At 66.9% G+C, this 20,889-nt stretch carries 20 protein-coding genes; 9 read left to right on the top strand and 11 right to left on the bottom strand.

Annotated features, from left to right (window positions below):
• Positions 1-2 precede the first annotated feature (2 nt).
• From N5C25_RS15845 to N5C25_RS15830, 4 genes are read right to left on the bottom strand one after another with little or no spacing between them, the layout of a single operon-like run.
• Positions 3-1,220: an FtsX-like permease family protein gene (locus N5C25_RS15845; RefSeq protein WP_019660723.1), complete on the bottom strand. Its 1,218-nt coding sequence runs from the start codon at positions 1,218-1,220 to the stop codon at positions 3-5.
• Positions 1,221-1,240: 20 nt separating this feature from the next.
• Positions 1,241-2,539: an ABC transporter permease gene (locus N5C25_RS15840; RefSeq protein ID WP_072167216.1), complete on the bottom strand. Its 1,299-nt coding sequence runs from the start codon at positions 2,537-2,539 to the stop codon at positions 1,241-1,243.
• A 10-nt stretch (positions 2,540-2,549) separates the two neighbouring features.
• Positions 2,550-3,275: an ABC transporter ATP-binding protein gene (locus N5C25_RS15835; RefSeq protein ID WP_279937251.1), complete on the bottom strand. Its 726-nt coding sequence runs from the start codon at positions 3,273-3,275 to the stop codon at positions 2,550-2,552.
• Positions 3,276-3,310: 35 nt separating this feature from the next.
• A complete protein-coding gene (locus N5C25_RS15830) occupies positions 3,311-4,588 on the bottom strand; it encodes an efflux RND transporter periplasmic adaptor subunit (RefSeq protein ID WP_005414536.1) in 1,278 nt (425 codons plus the stop codon).
• A gap of 203 nt (positions 4,589-4,791) precedes the next feature.
• Between N5C25_RS15830 and glmS the strand changes: the two genes are divergently transcribed.
• Positions 4,792-6,630, top strand: a complete 1,839-nt coding sequence (gene glmS / locus N5C25_RS15825) for a glutamine--fructose-6-phosphate transaminase (isomerizing) (RefSeq protein WP_279937250.1) — start codon at positions 4,792-4,794, stop codon at positions 6,628-6,630.
• A gap of 445 nt (positions 6,631-7,075) precedes the next feature.
• Entirely contained in the window at positions 7,076-7,507 is a 432-nt protein-coding gene (locus N5C25_RS15820) for a CBS domain-containing protein (protein ID WP_014648481.1), read from the top strand.
• A 67-nt stretch (positions 7,508-7,574) separates the two neighbouring features.
• Here N5C25_RS15820 and N5C25_RS15815 read toward each other — a convergent pair whose 3' ends face one another.
• Entirely contained in the window at positions 7,575-8,003 is a 429-nt protein-coding gene (locus tag N5C25_RS15815; RefSeq protein ID WP_019660719.1) for a VOC family protein, read from the bottom strand.
• A 124-nt stretch (positions 8,004-8,127) separates the two neighbouring features.
• Positions 8,128-8,646, bottom strand: coding sequence for a lactoylglutathione lyase (gene gloA, locus N5C25_RS15810; RefSeq protein WP_019660718.1), 519 nt, complete (start codon positions 8,644-8,646; stop codon positions 8,128-8,130).
• 126 nt (positions 8,647-8,772) lie between these two features.
• Between gloA and N5C25_RS15805 the strand changes: the two genes are divergently transcribed.
• Entirely contained in the window at positions 8,773-9,885 is a 1,113-nt protein-coding gene (locus tag N5C25_RS15805; RefSeq protein WP_251102534.1) for a PLP-dependent cysteine synthase family protein, read from the top strand.
• Positions 9,886-9,932: 47 nt separating this feature from the next.
• On the opposite strand, the gene N5C25_RS15800 is transcribed toward N5C25_RS15805, so the two are convergent.
• A complete protein-coding gene (locus N5C25_RS15800; protein ID WP_005419475.1) occupies positions 9,933-10,337 on the bottom strand; it encodes a hypothetical protein in 405 nt (134 codons plus the stop codon).
• Positions 10,338-10,502: 165 nt separating this feature from the next.
• Here N5C25_RS15800 and N5C25_RS15795 point away from each other — a divergent pair, with 165 nt between their 5' ends.
• Positions 10,503-12,533, top strand: a complete 2,031-nt coding sequence (locus tag N5C25_RS15795) for a M3 family metallopeptidase (protein WP_279937249.1) — start codon at positions 10,503-10,505, stop codon at positions 12,531-12,533.
• A 102-nt stretch (positions 12,534-12,635) separates the two neighbouring features.
• On the opposite strand, the gene N5C25_RS15790 is transcribed toward N5C25_RS15795, so the two are convergent.
• The 3 genes from N5C25_RS15790 to N5C25_RS15780 all read right to left on the bottom strand — a co-directional run bounded on the left by N5C25_RS15790 (position 12,636) and on the right by N5C25_RS15780 (position 14,585).
• Positions 12,636-13,439, bottom strand: coding sequence for an SDR family oxidoreductase (locus N5C25_RS15790; protein WP_058980614.1), 804 nt, complete (start codon positions 13,437-13,439; stop codon positions 12,636-12,638).
• Complete coding sequence (locus N5C25_RS15785) at positions 13,436-14,002, bottom strand: DUF1415 domain-containing protein (protein ID WP_026347096.1); 567 nt, start codon at positions 14,000-14,002, stop codon at positions 13,436-13,438. Before N5C25_RS15785 ends, N5C25_RS15790 begins: the two co-directional genes overlap by 4 nt.
• A gap of 100 nt (positions 14,003-14,102) precedes the next feature.
• The gene (locus tag N5C25_RS15780; RefSeq protein ID WP_019660713.1) at positions 14,103-14,585 is read right to left on the bottom strand and encodes a YajQ family cyclic di-GMP-binding protein; all 483 of its coding nucleotides are present in this window, start codon (positions 14,583-14,585) and stop codon (positions 14,103-14,105) included.
• Positions 14,586-14,738: 153 nt separating this feature from the next.
• Between N5C25_RS15780 and N5C25_RS15775 the strand changes: the two genes are divergently transcribed.
• The 3 genes from N5C25_RS15775 to N5C25_RS15765 all read left to right on the top strand — a co-directional run bounded on the left by N5C25_RS15775 (position 14,739) and on the right by N5C25_RS15765 (position 17,528).
• Positions 14,739-15,635 (top strand): DMT family transporter, encoded by an 897-nt coding sequence (locus N5C25_RS15775; protein ID WP_279937248.1) that lies wholly within the window; start codon positions 14,739-14,741, stop codon positions 15,633-15,635.
• Between the two features lie 199 nt (positions 15,636-15,834).
• A complete protein-coding gene (locus tag N5C25_RS15770) occupies positions 15,835-16,842 on the top strand; it encodes a methionine ABC transporter ATP-binding protein (protein WP_019660711.1) in 1,008 nt (335 codons plus the stop codon).
• A complete protein-coding gene (locus N5C25_RS15765; protein WP_019660710.1) occupies positions 16,839-17,528 on the top strand; it encodes a methionine ABC transporter permease in 690 nt (229 codons plus the stop codon). Before N5C25_RS15770 ends, N5C25_RS15765 begins: the two co-directional genes overlap by 4 nt.
• A gap of 105 nt (positions 17,529-17,633) precedes the next feature.
• On the opposite strand, the gene N5C25_RS15760 is transcribed toward N5C25_RS15765, so the two are convergent.
• Entirely contained in the window at positions 17,634-18,236 is a 603-nt protein-coding gene (locus N5C25_RS15760; protein ID WP_019660709.1) for a lipocalin family protein, read from the bottom strand.
• Between the two features lie 128 nt (positions 18,237-18,364).
• On the opposite strand from N5C25_RS15760, the gene N5C25_RS15755 reads away from it, so the two are divergent.
• The gene (locus tag N5C25_RS15755) at positions 18,365-18,691 is read left to right on the top strand and encodes a hypothetical protein (protein ID WP_021203893.1); all 327 of its coding nucleotides are present in this window, start codon (positions 18,365-18,367) and stop codon (positions 18,689-18,691) included.
• A gap of 69 nt (positions 18,692-18,760) precedes the next feature.
• On the top strand, positions 18,761-20,857 hold the full coding sequence (locus N5C25_RS15750; protein ID WP_279937247.1) for a prolyl oligopeptidase family serine peptidase: 2,097 nt from the start codon (positions 18,761-18,763) through the stop codon (positions 20,855-20,857).
• The last annotated feature ends 32 nt before the right edge of the window (positions 20,858-20,889 follow it).

Below are 20,889 nucleotides of genomic sequence, written 5' to 3'. Positions count from 1 at the left end.
TCTCACGCGCCCCGCGTGGCAACTGCGGGCGGGACCGCTGCCGCGCGCCGGGCCGGCCCGAATACCGCGACCTGGCCCAGCACCCACAGCAGCAGCGCGCCCAGCGGCAGGTAGTACAGGGGCATGCGTGGCAGCTCGTACAGGTTCATCAGTGCCAGATTGATCGCGTAGGCCGCCAGCATGCCCAGCACGATGCCCAGCGAGGCCAGCAGGAAGTTCTCGGTCTGGAAGTAGCGCAGGATCTGCCCGCGGGTGGCACCGAGTGCGCGGCGAATGCCGATCTGCTTGCTGCGCTGCTGCACCCAGAAGCTGGCCAGGCCGATGATGCCCAGTGCGGTGACCACCAGCAGCGAGACGCTGACGGTGATCAGCAGGCCAACCATCGCGCGGTCGTTCTTGAAGAAGTCCTTGCGCTGGTCTTCATAGGTCAGCTTGTCGCGCATCAGCCGGTTGGGGTCGTTGCGCTCCAGTACAGCAGCCCCCGCATCAAGCACCTCCTGGCGGCGTTCCGGCGAAGTGCGCAGCACATAGGTGCCACCCTCGTCGAAGGTGCGCCGCATGGGCAGCAGCATGGAGTTCGTCCAGTTGTCATTCCAGCCGTTGGGCGTGCTCAGCGTGTCGACGATGCCGACCACGTGCAGCGGCTGCTTGCCCATGTAGTAGGTCTTGCCCAGCGCGCTGCCGTTGGGTTCCATCTTGGCGGCGGTGGCCTGGGTGAGGATGACCGGGATGGCGTTTTCCTTGGCGCCCCCCTTGCTGGCGTCTTCGAAGTTCTGGTACTCGCCGGGCAGGAAATCGCGGCCGGCGATCAGGTTGATGCCCATCGTGGCCAGCCCGTTCTCGGACAGGGTGTACATCGAAGCGTTGGTGGTCGGCCGTTCCTGGTCGATCTCCCGCGAGATGCTGCTGCTGGACGAGCCGTTGCGGAAAGGCACCTGGTTGATGATGGTGACGTTGCTGACGCCGGGAAGCGCACGCAATGACGCCAGGTCCTCACGGGTGCGGGCCATGGCATCGGTCTGCTTGCCGATGCCGCTGACGCGGAGCATCACCAGTTCGTTCTCGGCGATGCCGCTGGGCATGCTGATCTTCTCCACGCGCTGGCTGACCAGGAACAGCGCGTTGCAGACGATGGCGCAGGTCAGTGCGACTTCCAGCACGATCAGGGCAGCGGCAGTCTTGTGCCGGCGCAGCGTGCTGAGGATGGGGCGGATGTCCATGGGAGTCCTCGTTCGGTTGCTTACTGCGACTTGAGCTGGATGGCCGGAGTGACCTGCATGGCGCGCCAGGCAGGCAGGAAACCGGCGGCAAGGCTGGCGAACAGGGTCAGGCCCAGCGCGAGCAGCAGCATGTTGCCGTCCAAGTGGGCCAGCTTTGCGTACTCCACCGGTTGCTGGCGCACCGCGAACAGGCCGAGCAGGGCCAGGCCGATGCCCAGCACGCCCCCGACCACGCCGACCGCGCCGGCTTCCACCAGGCACTGCAGGAAGATCTGGCCACGGCTGGCACCGAGTGCGCGGCGCACGCCGATCTCTCCACTGCGGCGCAGGAACTTGGCCAGCAGCAGGCCCACCGTGTTGACCAGGCAGACACCCAGGAAACCCAGTGCCAGCCACAGCTGCAGGCGCACGTCGCTGGGCACCGCGCCGTTGAAGTCCAGCCATTCCATCACGGTGCGCAGGCGCACGTTCGGCGGGTGCTTGAAGCGGCCGGCCTGGCGCTGCTGGCTCGAATAGTTCTCCAGGTAGCGGCGGTAGTCGGCGGCCTTGGCCGGGTCCATCTCCACCCAGTACTGCAGCCACGCGCAGGGTGCGTTGAGCGAGTAGCTGTTGCCATCGGGATTCTCGCCGAAGCAGTTCATGTTGCCGTTGCTGCCCAGCTTCAGGTCGAACGAGGTGGAGATCGGCAGCAGCAGGTCTTCGTTCTTGCCGTAGCTGCCGGTGGTCAGGTCGTAGAAGTGCGGCTCCGGGCTCCATTCCTTCATCACGCCGACGATGCGGTAACTCTGGCCTTCCATGCGCAGGTCGCGGCCCACGCTGTTGGCGCCCTGGTACAGCTTGTCGTTGAGCGCCTTGGAGATGACCACCACGCGTGCGCGGCCTTCATCGTCCTCGCGCGTCCAGGGGCGGCCGTACTGCATCGGCACCTCGAACATCGGGAAGAAATCGGCGGAGGTCCAGCGGGTGTCGATGCTGAAGGGCTTGAGGGTGCTGTTGTCCGGTTCGATGGTGCCGCCACCGCCGCTCATCAGCGCTTGGCGCTCGCCCCTGGCTTCGCGCAGCAGGGCTTCACCGTCGAAGCGGGTCAACTGGGTTTCCGGTTCCTCGCCCGCGACATAGGCGCCGGTCGCGGCATCGAGCTGCACGTAGAACAGCCGGTCGCTCTTGCCGGGAATCGGGTCACCGGACAGCACATGGAACACGGTCAGGGTGGTCATCGAGGCACCGATGCCGAGGGCGATGGCCACCACCATCAGCGCGGTCAGGACCTTGTTGCGGCGGAAGCTGCGCACCGCCAGTCGGGCGTAGTAGGCGAACATGGCCGGCCCCTCACTCGTTGACGGCGACGATGTGGCGCGGCGGGGTGGCCAGCACCGGTTCGCGCACCAGGTCGGTGACCTGGCCATCGACGATGTGCACGTTGCGCTGCGCACGCGCGGCCAGTTCCGGATCATGGGTGACCATCACGATGGTGGTGCCGGCGGCATTGATCTCCTCCAGCAGTTCCATCACGCCGCGCGCCATCTGCGTATCCAGGTTGCCGGTCGGTTCGTCGGCCAGCAGCAGGCGCGGGCTGCCGGCCAGGGCGCGTGCGATGGCCGCGCGCTGCTGCTGGCCGCCGGACAGCTCATTCGGGTAGTGCTTCATGCGCGAACCCAGGCCGACCTGGGTCAGCGCCTTCTCGATGCGCTCGCGGCGCTCGTTGGCGCTCATCCTGCGATAGCGCAGCGGAACGTCGACGTTGTCGAACAGGTTCAGGTCGGGGATCAGGTTGAAGCCCTGGAAGATGAAGCCGATCTTCTGGTTGCGCAGGCGGCTGCGGGCGTCGTCGCCCAGCGTGCTCACGTCCTGGCTGTCCAGCATGTAGGTACCGCTGGTGAAGGTTTCCAGCAGACCGGCGATGTTGAGGAAGGTGGTCTTGCCGGAGCCGGACGGGCCGGTGACCGCGACGAACTCACCTTCCTTGACCTGCAGTTCCAGCGAGCGCAGTGCGTGGGTTTCCACCTGTTCGGTGCGGAAGACCTTGGCGACCGAACGCATTTCGAGCATGTACATGGGGTGTCCTCTCTCCAGGATTCAGGTATCAGGTATCAGTTGACGGAGACGCGTTCGGCGTCCTTGAACAGGTCGCTGCCGGAGACCACGATGCGGTCGCCCGGCTGCACACCCGACTTGATTTCCACTTCGCCCAGGCTGCTGACGCCCAGTTCCACCGGACGGCGCACGGCGGTGCGGCCATCCATCACGTAGGCCATGCCATTGCCCTGTTCGACGAACGGGCCACGCTCGACCTTCAGCACGTTCCTGCGGGTATCGAGCAGCACGCGCACCGACATCCGTTGGCTCTGGCGCAGGCCTTCCGGCTGCGCGCTGGCAAAGCGCACGCGCGCGTTGACCTCACCATTGACCACTTCCGGCGACACCGCGCTGATCTCGCCCGGGAACGGCTGGCCGTTGCCGCCGGTCAGCTGTGCGGGCATGCCGATCGCCAGGTCGCGGGCGAAGCTCTCCGGCACCTTGATCTCGACTTCGAACTTGGACAGGTCGACCACGCCCAGCACCGGGGCATTGGCGGCCAGGTTGGTGGACTGCACCGCCTGCACCTGGCCGACCTGGCCATCGAACGGGGCACGCAGCGTCAGCGCATCGACCTGGCGCTGCACTTCGGCCACCACCGCCTTCTGGCGATCGGCCAGCAGGCGCTTGTTGCGGGCGTCCAGGTCGGCGCCCTGGCTCTGCAGGCGGGCATCGGTGGTGGCGTTGGCCAGGGTGATGTCGGCCTTCTTCAGCGAGTCCTTGGCCTTGGCCAGGTCGATCTGCGGCACCGCCCCGCCGTCGTAGCCGCGCTGGTAGCGCTGCAGGTCGCGGTCGGCGGCCTGCCGTTCGATGGTGGCCTGGTCGGTTTCCTTGCGCGACTTGGCGCGGGCCAGGGTGGCGTCCAGCGCGGCACGGCTGGCCTCGGCCTCCAGGCCGGCCAGGGTGGCCTGTTCCTGGGCCAGCTTGCTGCGCAGTTCGGGGCTGTCGATGACCGCCAGCTCCTGCCCCTTCTTCACCACGTCACCGGCGACCACCTTCAGGTCCACGGTGCCCGCAGAGATGGCATACAGGACCGGGCTGTTGGCGGCGATCACGCGGCCGTCGGCGGCGATGTCACGGACCAGGTCGCCCCGCTTCACTTCGGCGATGCGCACGCGGCTGCTGTCGAAGGAGCGGCTGGCGTTGGACCAGGCGTGCACGGCCCAGCCGATGCCGGCGAGCAGGGCGATCGTGCCCAGCGCCGGCCAACGGTAACGGAGCCAGTTGGCGCGCGGGGCGCTGGCCGGAGCGGAGGAAACGATCTGGTCCTGGGCGGAAGTGTCGCGGATCATCGGGTGCGTGCCTGACGGTGGTAGCCAGTACCAAGCACGTAGCGTGCCAACTTTAATTCCTTATGGGTCAATGAGTTGGGGTGTGATGTGAAGTGTCCGGGTGTCCGCGGACACCTTTCCGGACACTTTCATTAAGCGGACAGGAGGGGGAGCGCGGGCACGCAGGCTAGAATGCGACGATCGTCTTCAAGGAAACGCGTGACATGTGTGGAATCGTGGGTGCGATCGCTGATCGCGACGTAGTGCCGGTGCTGATCGAAGGCCTGAAGCGGCTGGAGTACCGTGGTTACGATTCCTCCGGCATCGCGGTGATCGACCAGGGGGAGCGCCGCGATGTACGTCGCGTGCGTCGTACCGGTCGTGTGTCGGAAATGGCCACGGCGGCCGAGGCCGAGGGCTTCAACGCGGTGCTGGGCATCGGCCACACCCGCTGGGCCACCCATGGGGGCGTCACCGAGGCCAACGCGCATCCGCACATCAGCCATGGCGTGGCGCTGGTGCACAACGGCATCATCGAGAACCACGAAGAGCAGCGCGAGAAGCTGCGTGCGCTGGGCTACACCTTCGAGTCGCAGACCGACACCGAAGTCATCGCACACCTGATCCACCATCACCTGAAGAGTGGTGACGACCTGCTGGTGGCGCTGCAGCATACGGTGAAGGAGCTGACCGGTGCCTACGCACTGGCCGTGGTCAGCCGCGCCGAGCCGGAACGCTTCGTCTGCGCGCGGATGGGCTGCCCGCTGCTGATCGGCCTGGGCGAGGGCGAGAACTTCGTTGCCTCCGACGTCTCGGCGGTGATCTCGGCCACCCGCAAGGTCATTTTCCTGGAAGAGGGCGATACCGCCGAGATCCGTCGCGATGGCGTGCGCATCTTCGACGAGCATGACCAGCCGGTCGAGCGCGACGTGCATCTGTCCGATGTGTCGCTGGCCTCGCTGGAGCTGGGTCCGTACCGCCACTTCATGCAGAAGGAAATCCACGAACAGCCGCGTGCGCTGGGCGACACCATCGAAGCGGCGATCGACGCCGGTGGCTTCCCGGCCGAGCTGTTCGGCAAGAACGCCGAGGCGGTGCTGTCGGGCATCGAGGGCGTGCAGATCATTGCCTGCGGCACGAGCTACTACGCAGGCCTGACCGCGCGCTACTGGATCGAGGCCATCGCCGGCCTGCCGTGCAGCGTGGAGATTGCCAGCGAGTACCGCTACCGCGCCGCTTACGCGAACCCCAAGCATCTGATCGTGACCATTTCCCAGTCCGGCGAAACGCTGGATACGATGGAGGCACTGAAGTACGCCAAGGCGCTTGGCCACAAGCACACGCTGTCGATCTGCAACGTGCCGGAAAGCGCGATCCCGCGCGCCAGCGAACTGGTCTGCTATACCCGTGCCGGCGCCGAGATCGGCGTGGCTTCGACCAAGGCCTTCACCACCCAGCTGGCCGCGCTGTTCCAGTTGACCGTGGTGCTGGGCAAGCTGCATGGCCGCATCGACGCCGCACAGGAAGCGGATTATCTGGAGCAGCTGCGCTTCCTGCCGGGCAGCGTGCAGCACGCACTGAACATGGAGCCGCAGATCGCTGCCTGGGCCGAGCGGTTCGCACGCAAGAGCAGCGCGTTGTTCCTGGGCCGTGGCCTGCATTACCCGATCGCGCTGGAGGGCGCGCTCAAGCTCAAGGAGATTTCCTACATCCACGCCGAGGCCTACCCGGCAGGTGAACTGAAGCACGGCCCGCTGGCGCTGGTGGACGAGGACATGCCGGTGGTGGTGATCGCCCCCAACGACAGCCTGCTGGAAAAGGTGAAGTCGAACATGCAGGAAGTGCGCGCGCGTGGCGGCGAGCTGTTCGTGTTCGCCGACCAGGACAGCAACTTCAACGCGTCCGAAGGCGTGCACGTGATTCGCACCCCGCGCCACGCCGGCGTGCTCAGCCCGATCGTGCACACCATCCCGGTGCAGCTGCTGGCCTACCACACTGCGCTGGCACGCGGCACCGACGTGGACAAGCCGCGCAACCTGGCCAAGAGCGTGACGGTGGAGTAATACCCATCACTCCGGTTGGATGCTGCAAGCGAAGGGGCCCCGCGTGGGCCCTTTCGTTTGGCCGGACAGTGCGAAGTGGGATTGCCGCCGGGTGTTCTGTCCGCTGTCGGCAGCGGGCAATCAATCTTTAATGCGCAACTGCGCTTGTATTCAGCGGCGGTTTCAGCCGCGGTGCCATTCTCTGGATCGTCAGCTGGTTCCCACGACGAACTGTCCTATCGATGCCGGTAGTGACCGATGGTCGCAGTCGTAGAATCGATTTGACCGAGGTCCGGGTTGAGCGGTTGAACCCACACCTCGTTCGCGTTGCAGCACGTCGTCTGCCGATGCCTCCCATGCGGCAGACGGGTGCGCCAGACGTGCGCTGAAAGGTCTGTTCCCGGGGAGGGGGCGTATCGGAAGAGCACACTTTTTTGACTTCAGTGACCTGCACCAGGAAACAAGAATGAACGTCCGCGAACTCCTGCAATCCAAGAAAGAAGCTGTCATCACCATCGATGCCGAAGACACCATCGGTGCCGCCGCCCACAAGATGAGCGCGAACAGGATCGCTGCGCTGGTGGTGATGAAGGACGATGCCCCGGTCGGCATCATCTCCGAGAAGGACATCGTCCGCACCCTGGCCGACGATGGCCCGCAGGCCGGCCGCCGGGTGATTTCCAGCCTGCCGTCCACGGGCCTGGAGGGCATTGCGCCGGACGCCACGCTGAAGCAGGCCATGTCGCTGATGACGTACTCGCGTCGCCGTCACCTGATGGTGACTGACGGCAACCAGCTGGTCGGCATCCTCAGCCTGGGCGATATCGTGAAGAACCTGCTGGGCGAGCTGGAACTGGAAAAGGCCGTGCTGCAGGACATCTACATGGCCGCCCACTGAGGGCTGCAGCGCTGGAATCAGAGAAGCCGGGCATTGCCCGGCTTCTTCGTTCACGGCGTCGGTGAAGTCAGAACGTCACCTTCACCGAGTCGGCACTGTAGTTCGCCGGGCCGTGGTAGACCACTTCGATGTTGTTGCCATCGGGGTCGAGCACGAAGGCGCCGTAGTAGCCCGGGTGGTAGGGGCGCTCGCCCGGTGCGCCGTTGTCTGTGCCACCGGCGGCGATGGCAGCGGTGTGGAAGGCATCGACCGTGGCGCTGTCGCGGGCCTGGAAGGCTAGATGATGGCGGCCGGTCAGCTGGCCGGCGGCGGCACGGCTGCTGGCGCTGGAAATGAACAGCTCGTCGGCCCAGAAGAAGTCCGGCCCTTCGCCGCCGAGTGGGATGCCGATCGTATCGAACACTGCCTGGTAGAAGCGGCGGCTGGCGGCCAGGTCGCGCACTACCAGCTGGATGTGGTCGATCAGGCGGCCACGGTGCAGTTCCATCGTTTCCATGCGTACCTCTTCAAAAAGGGGACGGAGTCGGTAGCGCCGGGCCGTGCCCGGCGAGCGCGCAGCGCGGCCTGCTCAAGGCCGCCGGGCATGGCCCGGCGCTACCGGAATTGTGCCCCTTTCCGGGTCAGACGTTGGCGATGATCTCGACCCAGTAGCCGTCCGGGTCCTTGATGAAGGCCAGGTTCTTCATGCGGCCGTCGGTCAGCCGCTTCTGGAAGGTTACCCCGAGGTCCTCGAAGCGCTGGCAGGCCGCCTCGATGTCCGGCACCGACACGCAGATGTGGCCGAAGCCGCGCGGGTCGCTGTTGCCGTCGTGGTAGACCGCGCCGTCCTGGGTTTCGGTGCCGTGGTTGTGGGTCAGTTCCAGCACGCCCGGCAGGCCGGCCATCCACAGGCGGCGCTGGCTGTCGTCTTCCGGTACCACCACGCCGGCCGGGAGGTAGGCCAGGAAGTACAGGCTGAACTGGGCCTCCGGGAAGTCGCGCTTGTCGATCAGCTGGTAGCCGAGCACGCGGGTGTAGAAGTCCAGCGAGGCGGTGATGTCCTTCACCCGCAGCATGGTGTGGTTGAACACGAAGCCGGTGGTTTCGGCCGGGGCCTGGGCGGCGACGCCGGGGACATCGCGCAGGGCGGGAATGGTCATGGGGGGAGGTCCTTCAGACAGGGCCGTTGCCGGCCGGATGGGGGCATTCTACCGGCCAGCACCTGACGGTACCGCGACGTACAATGGCCGGATCGCACCGTTCCGTCCTGACAACGATTGCCCGCCATGTCGCAGCGTGAATGGGTGGCCGCCGCCATCCGCAAGATTGAAGCCGATTTCAACCGCTCCGCCGATACCCACCTGATCCCGCTGGCGCTGCCCGGGTTCGAGGGCATCGATGTGTACCTGAAGGATGAGTCGAGCCATCCCACCGGCAGCCTCAAGCACCGGCTGGCGCGCTCGCTGTTCCTGTATGCGCTGGCCAATGGCTGGCTGCGCGAAGGGCGACCGGTGATCGAAGCGTCCAGCGGCTCGACGGCGGTGTCCGAAGCCTATTTCGCGCGCCTGCTCGGCCTGCCGTTCATTGCGGTGATCCCGGCCACCACCTCGCCTGAAAAGATCGCCGCGATCGAGTTCCAGGGCGGCCGCTGCCACCTGGTCGAACGCGCCTGCGACCTCAACTGTGATTCGGAAAAGCTGGCCCGTGAAACCGGTGGCCACTTCATGGACCAGTTCACCTACGCTGAGCGCGCGACTGACTGGCGTGCCAACAACAACATCGCCGAGTCCATCTTCAAGCAGATGGCCGAAGAGCCCAGCCCGGTTCCGGAATGGATCGTGTGCAGCCCCGGCACCGGCGGCACCGCCGCCACCCTGGGCCGCTATGTCAGCTACCGCCGCCACGACACCCGCATCCTGTGCGCGGACCCGGAAGTGTCGGTGTTCTTCGACGGCTACCGGGCCGCCGTGGCCGGTGAACAGGACTGGCGCGACCTGACCTGCAGTGGTGGTTCGCGCGTGGAAGGCATCGGCCGGCCACGGGTGGAGCCGAGCTTCATCCCGACCAGCGTCGATGCGATGGTCAAGGTACCCGACGCGCTGAGCCTGGCTGCGATGCGCCATGTCAGCCGCCAGCTCGGCCGCCGTGTCGGTGGCTCGACCGGCACCAACTTCATCGGCGTACTGCAGGCGGCGCAGTGGATGCGCGAGGCGGGCCAACAGGGCAGCATCGTCAGCATCCTGTGCGACAGCGGCGAGCGCTATGCGCAGAGCTACTACGATCCGGCGTGGTACGCGCGCCAGGGCATTGATGTCGACGGCGCCGACGCACAGCTGGCCGCTGCGGTGGCCGGGCAGGGATTGCCCGAGCTGCCGTGGTGCAGCCTGGAAGCGCTGTAGCACGGACGACGCTCGCGCCGGGCCATGTCGGCGTCCGCGACGGTGTCTCAGTAACCCGCTGCGGTGAAGGCGTCGAGCACCGCGTCGCGCAGTGCATCGGGCAAGGCCTCGATGTCCATCGCGCGGTCATCCAGGTGCAGGGTGGGATCCAGGATGCTGGCGCGGCCCTGGGCCAATGCCTGCAACCACAGCAGCACGCAGATCACGAACTCGCGCTCATGGCCCAGCTGCAGCTGGCTGGCGCCGCGCTCGACCACTTCGAACGGGTACCACTCCTGGCTTTCATTGAACGTGCCGCCCTGCTGCAGCACCGCCTGCAACTGCTGCAGGTGGCGCGGGGCGTCGTCGCCGGCATCGCACAGCGCGGCGATCCAGGCCAGTTCGGCCGCGCTGGCAGACAGTGCCAGCGACCGCGCCGGTGAGGCGGATGCAACTGCAGCCAGACCTTCCATGTGGGGCCTCGTTCGGTACGTGCCGCTGCGGACTCCCCCGCATCCAGAGCTTCGGGGGGCGCGCGTAAGGCCGATGTGAATGCCGTGCCCCCTTGTCAGCCGCGCCCGGCAGCGCCATATCTGGAGGGCTGCCCGGGTGCCGGGCCCGTATCCTGGAGATCTGCCGTGACCGTTGCCAACCCCCTGCTCGATTTTTCCGGCCTGCCGCGCTTCGAGGCGATCCGCCCCGAGCACGTGGCGCCGGCGCTGGATGTGCTGCTGGCCGAGGCCGAAGCCGCCGTCAGCGCAGCCGAGCAGGTGCAGCCGGTCACCTGGCAGACCTTCGTGACCCCGCTGGACGATGCCACCGAGCGCCTGTGGCGCGCCTGGGGCCTGGTCGGCCACCTGCAGGGCGTGGTCAACACCCCGGAGCTGCGCGAGGCCTACAACAGCAACCTGCCGCGGGTGACCCGCTTCGCCAGTGCGCTGGGGCAGAACCTGGCGCTGTATCGGCAGTACCAGGCGCTGGCCGCCAGCCCGGAGACGGCGCATTTCGATGAAGCCCAGCGCAAGGTGCTGGACAACACCCTGCGCGACTTCCGCCTGGGCGGCGCCGAGCTGGCGCCCGAGGCCCAGCAGCGTTTTGCTGCGATCAAGGAAGAACTGTCGGCGCTGTCGGCGAAGTTCTCGCAGAACGTGCTCGACGCTACCGATGCCTGGTCGCTGATCATCGAAGACGAAGCGCGGCTGAAGGGCCTGCCGGAAGACGTGAAGGCCACCGCGCATGCCGCAGCACAGAAGGACGGCAAGGCCGGCTGGAAACTGACCCTGCAGATGCCGTGCTACCTGCCGGTGCAGACCTGGGGCGAGGACCGCGACCTTCGCGAGATCCTGTACCGCGCCAGCGCCCAGCGTGCGTCCGAATTCGGCGATGACGCACTGGACAACAGCGGCAACATCGACCGCATCCTTGCCCTGCGCGCCGAACTGGCTGCGTTGCTCGGCTTCGATTCGTACGGCCATTACTCGGTGGCGACCAAGATGGCGCAGGACCCGGCCGAAGTGCTCGGTTTCCTGCGTGACCTGGCCGCGCGTGCCAAGCCGTTCGCGGCCAGGGACCGCGCCGAGCTGGAGCAGTTCGCGCGCGAACAGCTCGGCATCGACAGCCTGCAGGCCTGGGACCTGGCCTTCGCCGCCGACCGCCTGAAGCAGGCGCGTTACAGCTATTCCGAGCAGGAGGTGAAGCAGTATTTCACCGAGCCGAAGGTACTGGGTGGCCTGTTCTCGGTGATCGAGCAGCTGTACGGCCTGCGCGTGCAGGAGGACAGCGCGCCGGTGTGGCACGAGGATGCGCGCTTCTTCCGGTTGGTCGATGCGCAGGGCGCGCTGGTTGGCCAGTTCTACCTGGACCTGTACGCCCGCGAGGGCAAGCGCGGCGGGGCGTGGATGGATGATTGCCGCAACCGTCGCGTGCGCGCCGACGGCAGCGTGCAGACGCCGCTGGTCTACCTGGTGTGCAACTTCGGCCGGGGTGCCAACGGCAAGCCGGCCACCTTCAGCCACAACGAAGTGACCACGCTGTTCCATGAGATGGGCCACGGACTGCACCAGCTGCTGACCCGCATCGGCGAACTGGGCGTGGCCGGCATCAACGGCGTGGAATGGGATGCGGTTGAGCTGCCCAGCCAGTTCATGGAGAACTTCTGCTGGGAATGGGACCACCTGCAGGCGATGACCGCGCACGTGGACAGTGGCGAGCCGCTGCCGCGCACGCTGTACGAGCGCATGCTGGCCGCGCGCAACTTCCACAGCGGGATGGCCACCGTCCGCCAGCTGGAGTTCGGCCTGTTCGACATGCTGCTGCACAGCCAGTTCGAGCCAGCGCAGGACAGCGTGCTGGCGCTGCTCGACCGCGTGCGCGCGGAAGTGGCGGTGAACCACCCGCCGGCCTGGAACCGCTTCCCGCACCAGTTCAGCCACATCTTTGCGGGCGGTTACGCCGCGGGCTACTACAGCTACAAGTGGGCCGAGGTGCTCAGCGCCGACGCCTATGCCGCGTTCGAGGAAGCGCCGCAGGCACTGGCGGAAACCGGTGCACGCTTCCGTGATGAGATCCTGTCGCGCGGTGGCAGCCGCCCGGCGGCGGAGAACTTCAGGGCTTTCCGCGGCCGTGCACCGCAGATCGACGCGCTGCTGCGTCACTCGGGCATGGCGTAAGGCGTCGGGTAGGTGCCAACCTTGGTTGGCACTTCACCGCCCTCCACGCATGGCGTGGATCTACCGGAACGCCGGCCAACGGCCGGCACTACCGGTGGTGGGTCATTCGGCGTAGATCATCTTCCGGGTCATGCCGCCGTCGACGATGAAATCCTGGCCGGTGCTGAAGCCGGACAGCGACGACAGCAGGTATACCGCGAGCGCGCCGATGTCCTCGGGGTGGCCGACCCGGCCGACCGGATGCTGTGCGTGGTCGATGGCCGAGTACTCCGGCGCGTGTCGCCGTGAGGGTGCCTGCCACTCGCTGGTGCCGATCCAGCCCGGGCTGATGCTGTTCACCCGCACCGCCGGGCCGGCGCTGATCGCCAGCGCATGGGTGAAGGCCACCAGGCCACCCTTGGCCGCCGCATAGGCCTCGCTGTGCGCTTCGGATTGCCAGGCGCGGGTCGAGGCGATGTTGATGATGGCGCCGGCGGCGCTGGCTGTCAGCGCCGGCAACGCGTGCTTGCTGCACAGGAAAGCGCCGTGCAGCGACGACAGGCGGCGCTGCCATTCATCCCAGTCCATGTCCTGCAGCCGCGAGCCGTGCGCACCGGCGATGCCCGCGTTGTTGACCAGCCCGTCGATGCGACCAAAACACTGCAGGGCCGTGGCAATGAAGTCGCGCACACTGGCTTCGTCGGTAATGTCCAGGTGCTGGAATGCGGCGTCCTCACCGCGTTGCCACTCGCGCAGGCAGGCCTGGCCGGCTTCCACGTCCAGGTCGCCGATCAACACGCGGCCACCTGCACCGAGCACGCACTGGGCGATGCCACGGCCGATGCCGTTGGCGCCGCCGGTGACCAGCACCACCTTGCCCGACAGCGGCGCGGCCGGCCAAGCGGCAATCGGCGGCACCGTGCTCACGACAGGTCTTCGCCACGCAGGCGGCGATGCCAGCCGTCCACGCCGATACGGTCCAGGGTCTGGATGTTGCGCTCGACGATCACGTCCGGATCAGGGAACGCGTCCACCGCGCGCGCCACGCTGTCTTCGCGCAGCAGGTGCAGGGTGGGGAAGGGCGCACGGTTGGTGTAGTTGCTGGCATCGCCCGGCGCCACGCCTTCGAACTGGTAGTCCGGATGGAAGCTGGCCACCTGCAGGATGCCCTGCAGGTCCAGTGCCTCGATCGCCGCATCGGCGTTGTCGAGGAAGTCGTTGTAGTCGAGGAAATCGGTCAGCACCTGCGGATGCACGATCAGCGTGGTATCGATCTGCTCGGCCGGCGTATCGCGCAGCAGGACCAGTTCCTCGGCCAGCTGCTCAACCAGGGCTTCCGTCGTGGTCGCATCGCTGAGCACGATGCGGACCTGGTCCTTCACATACACCGCCTTGGCGAACGGGCACAGGTTCAGGCCGATGACGATGCGTTCCAGCCACAGGCGGGTGGCGGCGATCGGGTCCTCGGTGGGCAGTTGGGCGTCGGTCATGGCGGGCACGTCGGCTGGCGGGGCGGACATTGTAGGCGCGTCGATTGCAACGCGCCGTCGTACCGCAGGTGCCGGCGCCGGGCCATGCCCGGCGGCCAGATCAATCGCGGAAATTGTTGAACTGCAGCGGCAGCTCGAACTTGCCGGCCTTGAGCACGGAGATGGCGTCCTGCAGGTCATCGCGCTTCTTGCCCTGCACGCGCAGCTTGTCGCCGTTGATCTGGCTTTCGACCTTCAGCTTGGCCTCCTTCAGCGCAGCGGCGATCTTCTTGGCGACCTTCTGCTCGATGCCCTGCTTGACGGTGATCTTCTGCCGGGCCTGGGCCAGGTTGGTCTCGATGTCGCCGAATTCGAGGCTGAGCACATCGATGCCGCGCGCGGCCAGGCGTGCACGCAGGATGTCGTTCATCTGCTTGAGCTGGAACTCGGTCGGCGCGAACTGGTTGATCACATCGCCATCGCGCTCGAACTTGGCATCCACGCCCTTGAAATCGAAGCGGGTGGCCAGTTCGCGGTTGGCCTGGTCGATGGCGTTGGTCAGTTCGTGGGTGTCGACTTCGGACACGACGTCGAAGGAAGGCATGGCGATGCTCCGCAGGATTCAGTGGCAGCCATTCTATCGCGAGGGCCCTATGCCCGCCCTTTGTAGCGCCGAGCCCACGTTCGGCTGCTTTGTGAAGAGCAGCCGAGCGTGGGCTCGGCTCTACAGAAAGCGACGACCGGGCGATAATGGGCCATGAACGTGCAACGCTCTCCCTCGCGCGCAGTGGCCTGGATGGTCGCTGCGGTCGCCTGCTTCTCGCTGATGGACGCCGGCATGAAGCAGCTGTCGGCCAGCTACCCCACCCTGGAAGTGACCTTCCTGCGCGGCGCGGCCTCGTTGCCGTTCGTGCTGGTCTGGGTGCTGGCCAGCGCCGGGCCGCGTTCACTGGCGCCGCGCCGCTGGGGGCTGCACCTGCTGCGTGGTGCGCTGGGCATGGCGATGATCGGCTGCTTCGTGTTCGCCCTGCGCGACCTGCCGCTGTCCACTGCCTACACCATCTATTTCGTTGCCCCGCTGCTGATCGCTGCGCTGTCGGTGCCGCTGCTGGGCGAACGGGTCGGGCCGCGGCGCTGGGTCGCCATCGGCATCGGCCTGGTCGGCGTGCTGGTGGTGCTGCGGCCGGGCGTGGACGGCTTCATTTCGGTGCCTGGGCTGATGGTGCTGGCCGCGGCCACCGCCTATGCCGTAGCTGCGATCACGGTCAGCCTGCTGACCCGCACCGATACCTCGCAGTCGATGGTGGTCTGGTTCCTGGTGATCATGGCCATCGGTGCCGGCCTGCTGGCCCTTCCCGGCTGGGTGCCACTGCAACTGGCACATGCGCCGCTGATCGGCGGCATGGGCCTGGCCGGGGCGCTGGGCCAGATCGCCCTGACCAGGGCCTTCCAGCTGGGCGAGGCCTCGATGATCGCGCCGCTGGAGTACAGCGGGCTGGTCTGGGTGATCGGCTGGGACCTGGCGTTCTGGGGCCAGCTGCCCGATGGCTATACCTGGGTGGGGGCGGCGATCATCGTTGCGTCCGGCCTGTACCTGCTGCATCGCGAGCGGGTGAACCGGCAGGAGCCGCCGAAGCCGTTGGACCACCCCTGAGCCGGGGTAGGGCCGGCCGGCGGCCGGCAACCCCTCGCGCCGGAGGGACCGCTGCAGGTGCCGGCCAGCGGCCGGCGCTACCGTGGGCAGCGGCTTAGAACCAAAAGGAATAACATTCTGGCCCATGGCGCGGGCGCGCGACCGCCTGCGCTGGTAGGCTGCACGCCCCCTTCCGTCACCCAGCCGGTGAGCCACGCCCGTGATCGAGTTCCAGCGCCTGCACAAATCCTATGCCGTTGCCGGCCGCGCAGTGAGCGCGCTGCAGCCGCTGGACCTGACCATCGAGGCCGGTGAGGTATTCGGCATCATCGGCCATTCCGGCGCCGGCAAGTCGACGCTGATCCGCATGATCAACCGCCTGGAAGAACCCAGTGGCGGGCGTCTGCTGATCGGTGGCGAGGATGTCACCGCACTGGACGCGGACGGCCTGCGCTCGCTGCGCCGGCGCATCGGCATGATCTTCCAGCACTTCAACCTGCTGTCTTCGCGCACGGTGGCCGGCAACGTCGCCTTCCCGCTGGAGCTGGCCGGCACACCGAAGGCGGAGATCGACGCACGCGTGGTCGAGCTGCTGCAGACCGTTGGCCTGGAAGCGCATGCGCAGAAGTATCCGGCGCAGCTGTCCGGTGGCCAGAAGCAGCGCGTCGGCATTGCCCGCGCACTTGCAACGCGTCCGCAGATCCTGCTGTGCGACGAGGCCACCAGTGCGCTCGATCCGCAGACCACGGCATCGGTGCTGTCGCTGCTGTCGAAGATCAATCGCGAGCTGGGCCTGACCATCGTGCTGATCACCCACGAGATGGACGTGATCCGCCGCGTCTGCGACCGCGTCGCCGTGCTCGACGCCGGCCAGATGGTCGAGACCGGGCCGGTCACCCGGGTGTTCCTGCATCCACAGCATCCGACCACGCGCCGTTTCGTCAGCGAATCGGAGCACATGGACGAAGGTGCGCTGCATCGCGATTTCGATGCCGTCGGTGGCCGCATCGTGCGGCTGACGTTCCTCGGTGGCGATACCTACGAACCCCTGCTCGGCAGCGTCGCGCGGCAGACCGGGGTCGACTACAACATCCTGTCCGGCCGTATCGACCGGATCAAGGACACCCCGTATGGCCAGCTGGTCGTCGCCCTGGTGGGCGGTGACCAGTCCGCCGCGCAGGCCGCGTTCGTGGCCGCCGGCGTGCACGTTGAGGAACTGCGTCGATGATCATCGCTACTGCCGGCGGCTTCTTCCGCCACCTGGATGCGGACAAGTGGGTGGATATCGGCAAGGCCACCCTCGAGACGCTGCTGATGATGGCCGGCTCGCTGCCGCTTACCCTGGCCATCGGCCTGCCGATGGGCGTGCTGCTGTACGTGTTCGGCGCGCCGCAGATGAAACGCCGGCCACTGGTCTATGGCGCGCTGGCGATCGTGGTGAACCTGCTGCGTTCGGTACCCTTCATCATCCTGATGGTGGTGTTGATCCCGGTGTCGCTGTGGTTGATGGGCCAGTCGATCGGCGTGCTCGGCACGTTGCCGGCGCTGGTCATCGGTGCGGCGCCGTTCTACGCGCGCCTGGTGGAAACCGCGCTGCGCGAAGTGGACCGCGGCGTGGTCGAGGCCGCGCAGTCGATGGGTGCCACCACCTGGCAACTGGTCACCCGGGTGCTGCTTCCTGAAGCGCGGCCGGGCCTGATTGCCGCCGCCACGGTCACTACCGTTGCTCTGGTTGGCTTCACTGCCATGGGCGGCGCGATCGGTTCCGGCGGCCTGGGCGACCTGGCGCTGCGCGAAGGCTACCAGCGCAACCGCACCGACGTGGCCTTGGTTACCGTGGTGGTGCTGCTGATCCTGGTGCAGCTGCTGCAGATGCTCGGCGACCGCCTGGTCGCGCACTACACCCGCAAGTAGCCCGCCTCAGATAGTGCCGGCCGCTGGCTGGCAACGATGCGCTGCTCCCAGGTGTGCCGGAGCTGCCGGCCAGCGGCCGGCACTACATCTGCGCCCGGCGCTCTCTCAACGCACGTTGGGTACTTCGTAACCCAGCTTGCCGACCTGCTCCGGGCGCTGTGGCACACGCTTGAGCTTGTCGGTGTTCACCCCGTATTCGTCACGCAGGCGCTCGGCCAGTTCCTTGTAGAGGCCCTTGTCCATGTCCGGTGTGCGCGAGAAGATCCAGGCCATCTCGCGGCCCGGGTAGCCGATCAGTGCCCAGGAATAATCCGGTGCTACTTCCAGCACCCGTGAATGGGTGGGCACCACGCGATAGAACCAGGTGCGCCAGCCGTGATTGCCGCTGTCCGGGTCGACACTGGCGCGTGCGCGGATCTCCTGCAGGGGTTCGCCGAAGCCATCACGATAGCGGTAGGTGATGCCGACCTTGTGCGCGTCGCGCAGTTCGTACTCGTTGACGCTGGCCACATGGCCGCGCTCGACGAAGTTCGGCACGCGGCCAATCACGTACCAGGTACCCATGAAGCGCTTCAGGTCGATCGGCGCATCCGGGTCGGCGACGCGTGGGGCGCTGGCACGGGGCGATGGCGGCTCGCTGGCGGCCACGGCGGGGCCCGCCAGGGACAGGGCCAAGAGCATGGCGCAGAGCGGGCGGATCGAAGTCATGCGGGAGCGGGCTCAGGAGGGCTTTGCGTGAGCATGGTCGACTGAGCGTGCGCGATCCGTCAATGGTGTCGCAGCCTTTGAGAAGGGCATTGACCAAGCTGTGTTGCACTGTCTACCGGAGAAGCCCCATGAACGCACGTTCCGTCCGTCGCCCTGCAGCTGAACGCGTCAGCCTTGAACGTGCCGACCCGCGCCTGCTGCGCAGCGTGCGGCAGTTGGCCCTGGCCGGTGTGGCACTGGTCCTGGTCTGGCCGGCCGCGCGTGGTAGCAGCGCGTGGCTGGGCTGGTTGCCGATGTGGCTGGTGGGCATGCCGCTGGTGGCCTGGTGGGCGCTGCTGCGCTTCCCGTTGCCGCGCCTGTCGTGGCTGCGGCGGGCGCGTCACACCGGTGGACAGGCGGACCGACGCGGTGGCGGTGCGGCCCGCCGCCGTCGCGGCGCCACCGCCGCGGCCTGACCTTCGACACGGGGGCGACAGCGGTGATCCATGCTAGCGTTCCAAGGCTTATGACTGCCTGGAGCTGCAATGTCACGATTCGCTTCCGCCTGCCTGTTGGCTGGCATGATGACCGCTGCCTCGGTGGGGACCGCCGTGGCCGCTGAAGACACCGACCGTTACGCCTGGCTCGAAGACGTAACCGGCGACAAGCCGCTGGCCTGGGTCAAGGAACAGAACGCCAAGTCCGAGGCGCGCCTTGCGCAGACCCCGGCCTTCAAGCAGATGGAAGCCAGCATCCGCGAGGTGCTCGACTCCGATGCCAAGATTCCCGCCGTGCAGAAGATCGGCGACTACTACTACAACTTCTGGAAGGACCAGCAGCACGAGCGTGGCCTGTGGCGACGCACCACCCTGGCCGAATACCGCAAGGCCTCGCCGCAGTGGGAAACCGTGCTCGACCTGGATGCACTGAACAAGGCCGAGGGTGAGAACTGGGTCTGGCACGGCGCCGATTGCCTGCGCCCGGATTACAGCCGTTGCCTGATCGCGCTGTCGCGTGGCGGCGCCGACGCCGACGTCACCCGCGAGTTCGACCTGGCCAACAAGACCTGGATCAAGGACGGCTTCTTCCGTCCGGAGTCGAAGGGCGGCCTCAACTGGGTCGACCGCGACACCGTGTTCGTCTACACCGACTTCGGTGCCGGCACGATGACCACGTCCGGCTATCCGCGCGTGGCCAAGCTGTGGAAGCGCGGCACGCCGATGGCCTCGGCCACCGTGGTGTACGAAGGCAAGCCGGAAGACATGTACATCGCGGCGATGCACGATGACACCCCGGGCTTCGAGCGCAACCTGGTCAGCCGCACGCTGGCGTTCTACAACAACGAGCTTTACCTGCGTGGCGACGACGGCACGCTGACCAAAATCGATGCGCCGAATTCGGCCGAGAAGGGCCTGCACAAGCAGTGGCTGACCCTGGAACTGCGCGATCCGTGGACCGTGGGCGGCAAGACCTATGCCTCCGGTTCGCTGCTGGCCACCCAGCTGGACGACTTCCTGGCCGGCAAGCGCGACTTCGAGGTGCTGTTCACCCCGACCGCGACCACCTCGCTGGCCAGCGCCACCTGGACCAGGAGCCATCTGGTGCTGAACGTGCTGGACGACGTCAAGAACCGCCTGTCGGTGCTGACCCCGGGCGCAGATGGCTGGAAGACCAGCCGCTTCGTCGGCGCCCCTGCCTTCGGCACACTGGGCGTGGCTGCAGTGGACAGCAATGACAGCGACGCGGTGTGGCTGACCGCCACCGACTACCTGACCCCGACCACGCTGGCCCTGGCCGAGATCGGCCAGGCCCCGGAAACGCTGAAGACCATGCCGGCCTTCTTCGATGCCAAGGGCAAGGTGATCGAGCAGCACTTCGCCACCAGCAAGGATGGCACCCGCGTGCCGTACTTCGTTGTGCACGATCGGGCGATGAAGCTGGACGGTTCCAATCCGACCCTGCTGTACGGCTACGGTGGCTTCGAGATCTCGCTGACCCCGAGCTATTCCGGTGGCATGGGCCGCGCCTGGCTGGAAAAGGGCGGCGTGTACGTGGTCGCCAACATCCGTGGCGGTGGCGAGTATGGGCCGCGCTGGCACCAGGCGGCACTGAAGCAGAACCGCCACAAGGCCTATGAAGACATGGCCGCGGTGGCGCGCGATCTGGTCAAGCGCAAGATCACCAGCGCCAGGCACCTCGGCGTGCAGGGCGGCAGCAATGGTGGCCTGCTGACCGGCAACATGCTGACCCAGTACCCGGAGCTGTTCGGTGCGGTGGTGGTGCAGGTGCCGCTGCTGGACATGAAGCGCTACAGCCACCTGCTGGCCGGCGCCTCGTGGATGGCCGAGTACGGCAACCCGGACACCAGCGACTGGGAGTTCATCAAGACCTTCTCGCCGTACCACCTGTTCGACGCGAAGAAGAACTACCCGCCGGTGCTGTTCACCACCTCCACCCGCGATGACCGCGTGCACCCGGGCCATGCACGCAAGATGGCGGCGAAGATGATCGACGCCGGAAAGGACGTGACCTACTACGAGAACATCGAAGGTGGCCACGGCGGCGCCGCCAACAACGCGCAGGCCGCACACATGTCGGCGCTGGCCTACAGCTTCCTGTGGGAGCGGTTGGGCGGCAAGTAAGCAGAACGGAAAACGCCGCCCGAGGGCGGCGT

It is taken from the genome of Stenotrophomonas sp. GD03958, assembly GCF_029839005.1.
Taxonomy (GTDB): Bacteria; Pseudomonadota; Gammaproteobacteria; order Xanthomonadales; family Xanthomonadaceae; genus Stenotrophomonas; species Stenotrophomonas hibiscicola.
The sequence above is the reverse complement of the archived record's forward strand: the minus strand, read 5'-3'. Positions and strand labels throughout refer to the sequence as shown.

Excerpts from the sequence above, each read along its gene's own strand:
- N5C25_RS15845 (WP_019660723.1), bottom strand. The coding sequence starts at position 1,220 with ATGGACATCCGCCCCATCCTCAGCACGCTGCGCCGGCACAAGACTGCC.
- N5C25_RS15840 (WP_072167216.1), bottom strand. The coding sequence starts at position 2,539 with ATGTTCGCCTACTACGCCCGACTGGCGGTGCGCAGCTTCCGCCGCAAC.
- N5C25_RS15835 (WP_279937251.1), bottom strand. The coding sequence starts at position 3,275 with ATGTACATGCTCGAAATGCGTTCGGTCGCCAAGGTCTTCCGCACCGAA.
- N5C25_RS15830 (WP_005414536.1), bottom strand. The coding sequence starts at position 4,588 with ATGATCCGCGACACTTCCGCCCAGGACCAGATCGTTTCCTCCGCTCCG.
- glmS (WP_279937250.1), top strand. The coding sequence starts at position 4,792 with ATGTGTGGAATCGTGGGTGCGATCGCTGATCGCGACGTAGTGCCGGTG.
- N5C25_RS15820 (WP_014648481.1), top strand. The coding sequence starts at position 7,076 with ATGAACGTCCGCGAACTCCTGCAATCCAAGAAAGAAGCTGTCATCACC.
- N5C25_RS15815 (WP_019660719.1), bottom strand. The coding sequence starts at position 8,003 with ATGGAAACGATGGAACTGCACCGTGGCCGCCTGATCGACCACATCCAG.
- gloA (WP_019660718.1), bottom strand. The coding sequence starts at position 8,646 with ATGACCATTCCCGCCCTGCGCGATGTCCCCGGCGTCGCCGCCCAGGCC.
- N5C25_RS15805 (WP_251102534.1), top strand. The coding sequence starts at position 8,773 with ATGTCGCAGCGTGAATGGGTGGCCGCCGCCATCCGCAAGATTGAAGCC.
- N5C25_RS15800 (WP_005419475.1), bottom strand. The coding sequence starts at position 10,337 with ATGGAAGGTCTGGCTGCAGTTGCATCCGCCTCACCGGCGCGGTCGCTG.
- N5C25_RS15785 (WP_026347096.1), bottom strand. The coding sequence starts at position 14,002 with ATGACCGACGCCCAACTGCCCACCGAGGACCCGATCGCCGCCACCCGC.
- N5C25_RS15780 (WP_019660713.1), bottom strand. The coding sequence starts at position 14,585 with ATGCCTTCCTTCGACGTCGTGTCCGAAGTCGACACCCACGAACTGACC.
- N5C25_RS15775 (WP_279937248.1), top strand. The coding sequence starts at position 14,739 with ATGAACGTGCAACGCTCTCCCTCGCGCGCAGTGGCCTGGATGGTCGCT.
- N5C25_RS15765 (WP_019660710.1), top strand. The coding sequence starts at position 16,839 with ATGATCATCGCTACTGCCGGCGGCTTCTTCCGCCACCTGGATGCGGAC.
- N5C25_RS15760 (WP_019660709.1), bottom strand. The coding sequence starts at position 18,236 with ATGACTTCGATCCGCCCGCTCTGCGCCATGCTCTTGGCCCTGTCCCTG.
- N5C25_RS15755 (WP_021203893.1), top strand. The coding sequence starts at position 18,365 with ATGAACGCACGTTCCGTCCGTCGCCCTGCAGCTGAACGCGTCAGCCTT.
- N5C25_RS15750 (WP_279937247.1), top strand. The coding sequence starts at position 18,761 with ATGTCACGATTCGCTTCCGCCTGCCTGTTGGCTGGCATGATGACCGCT.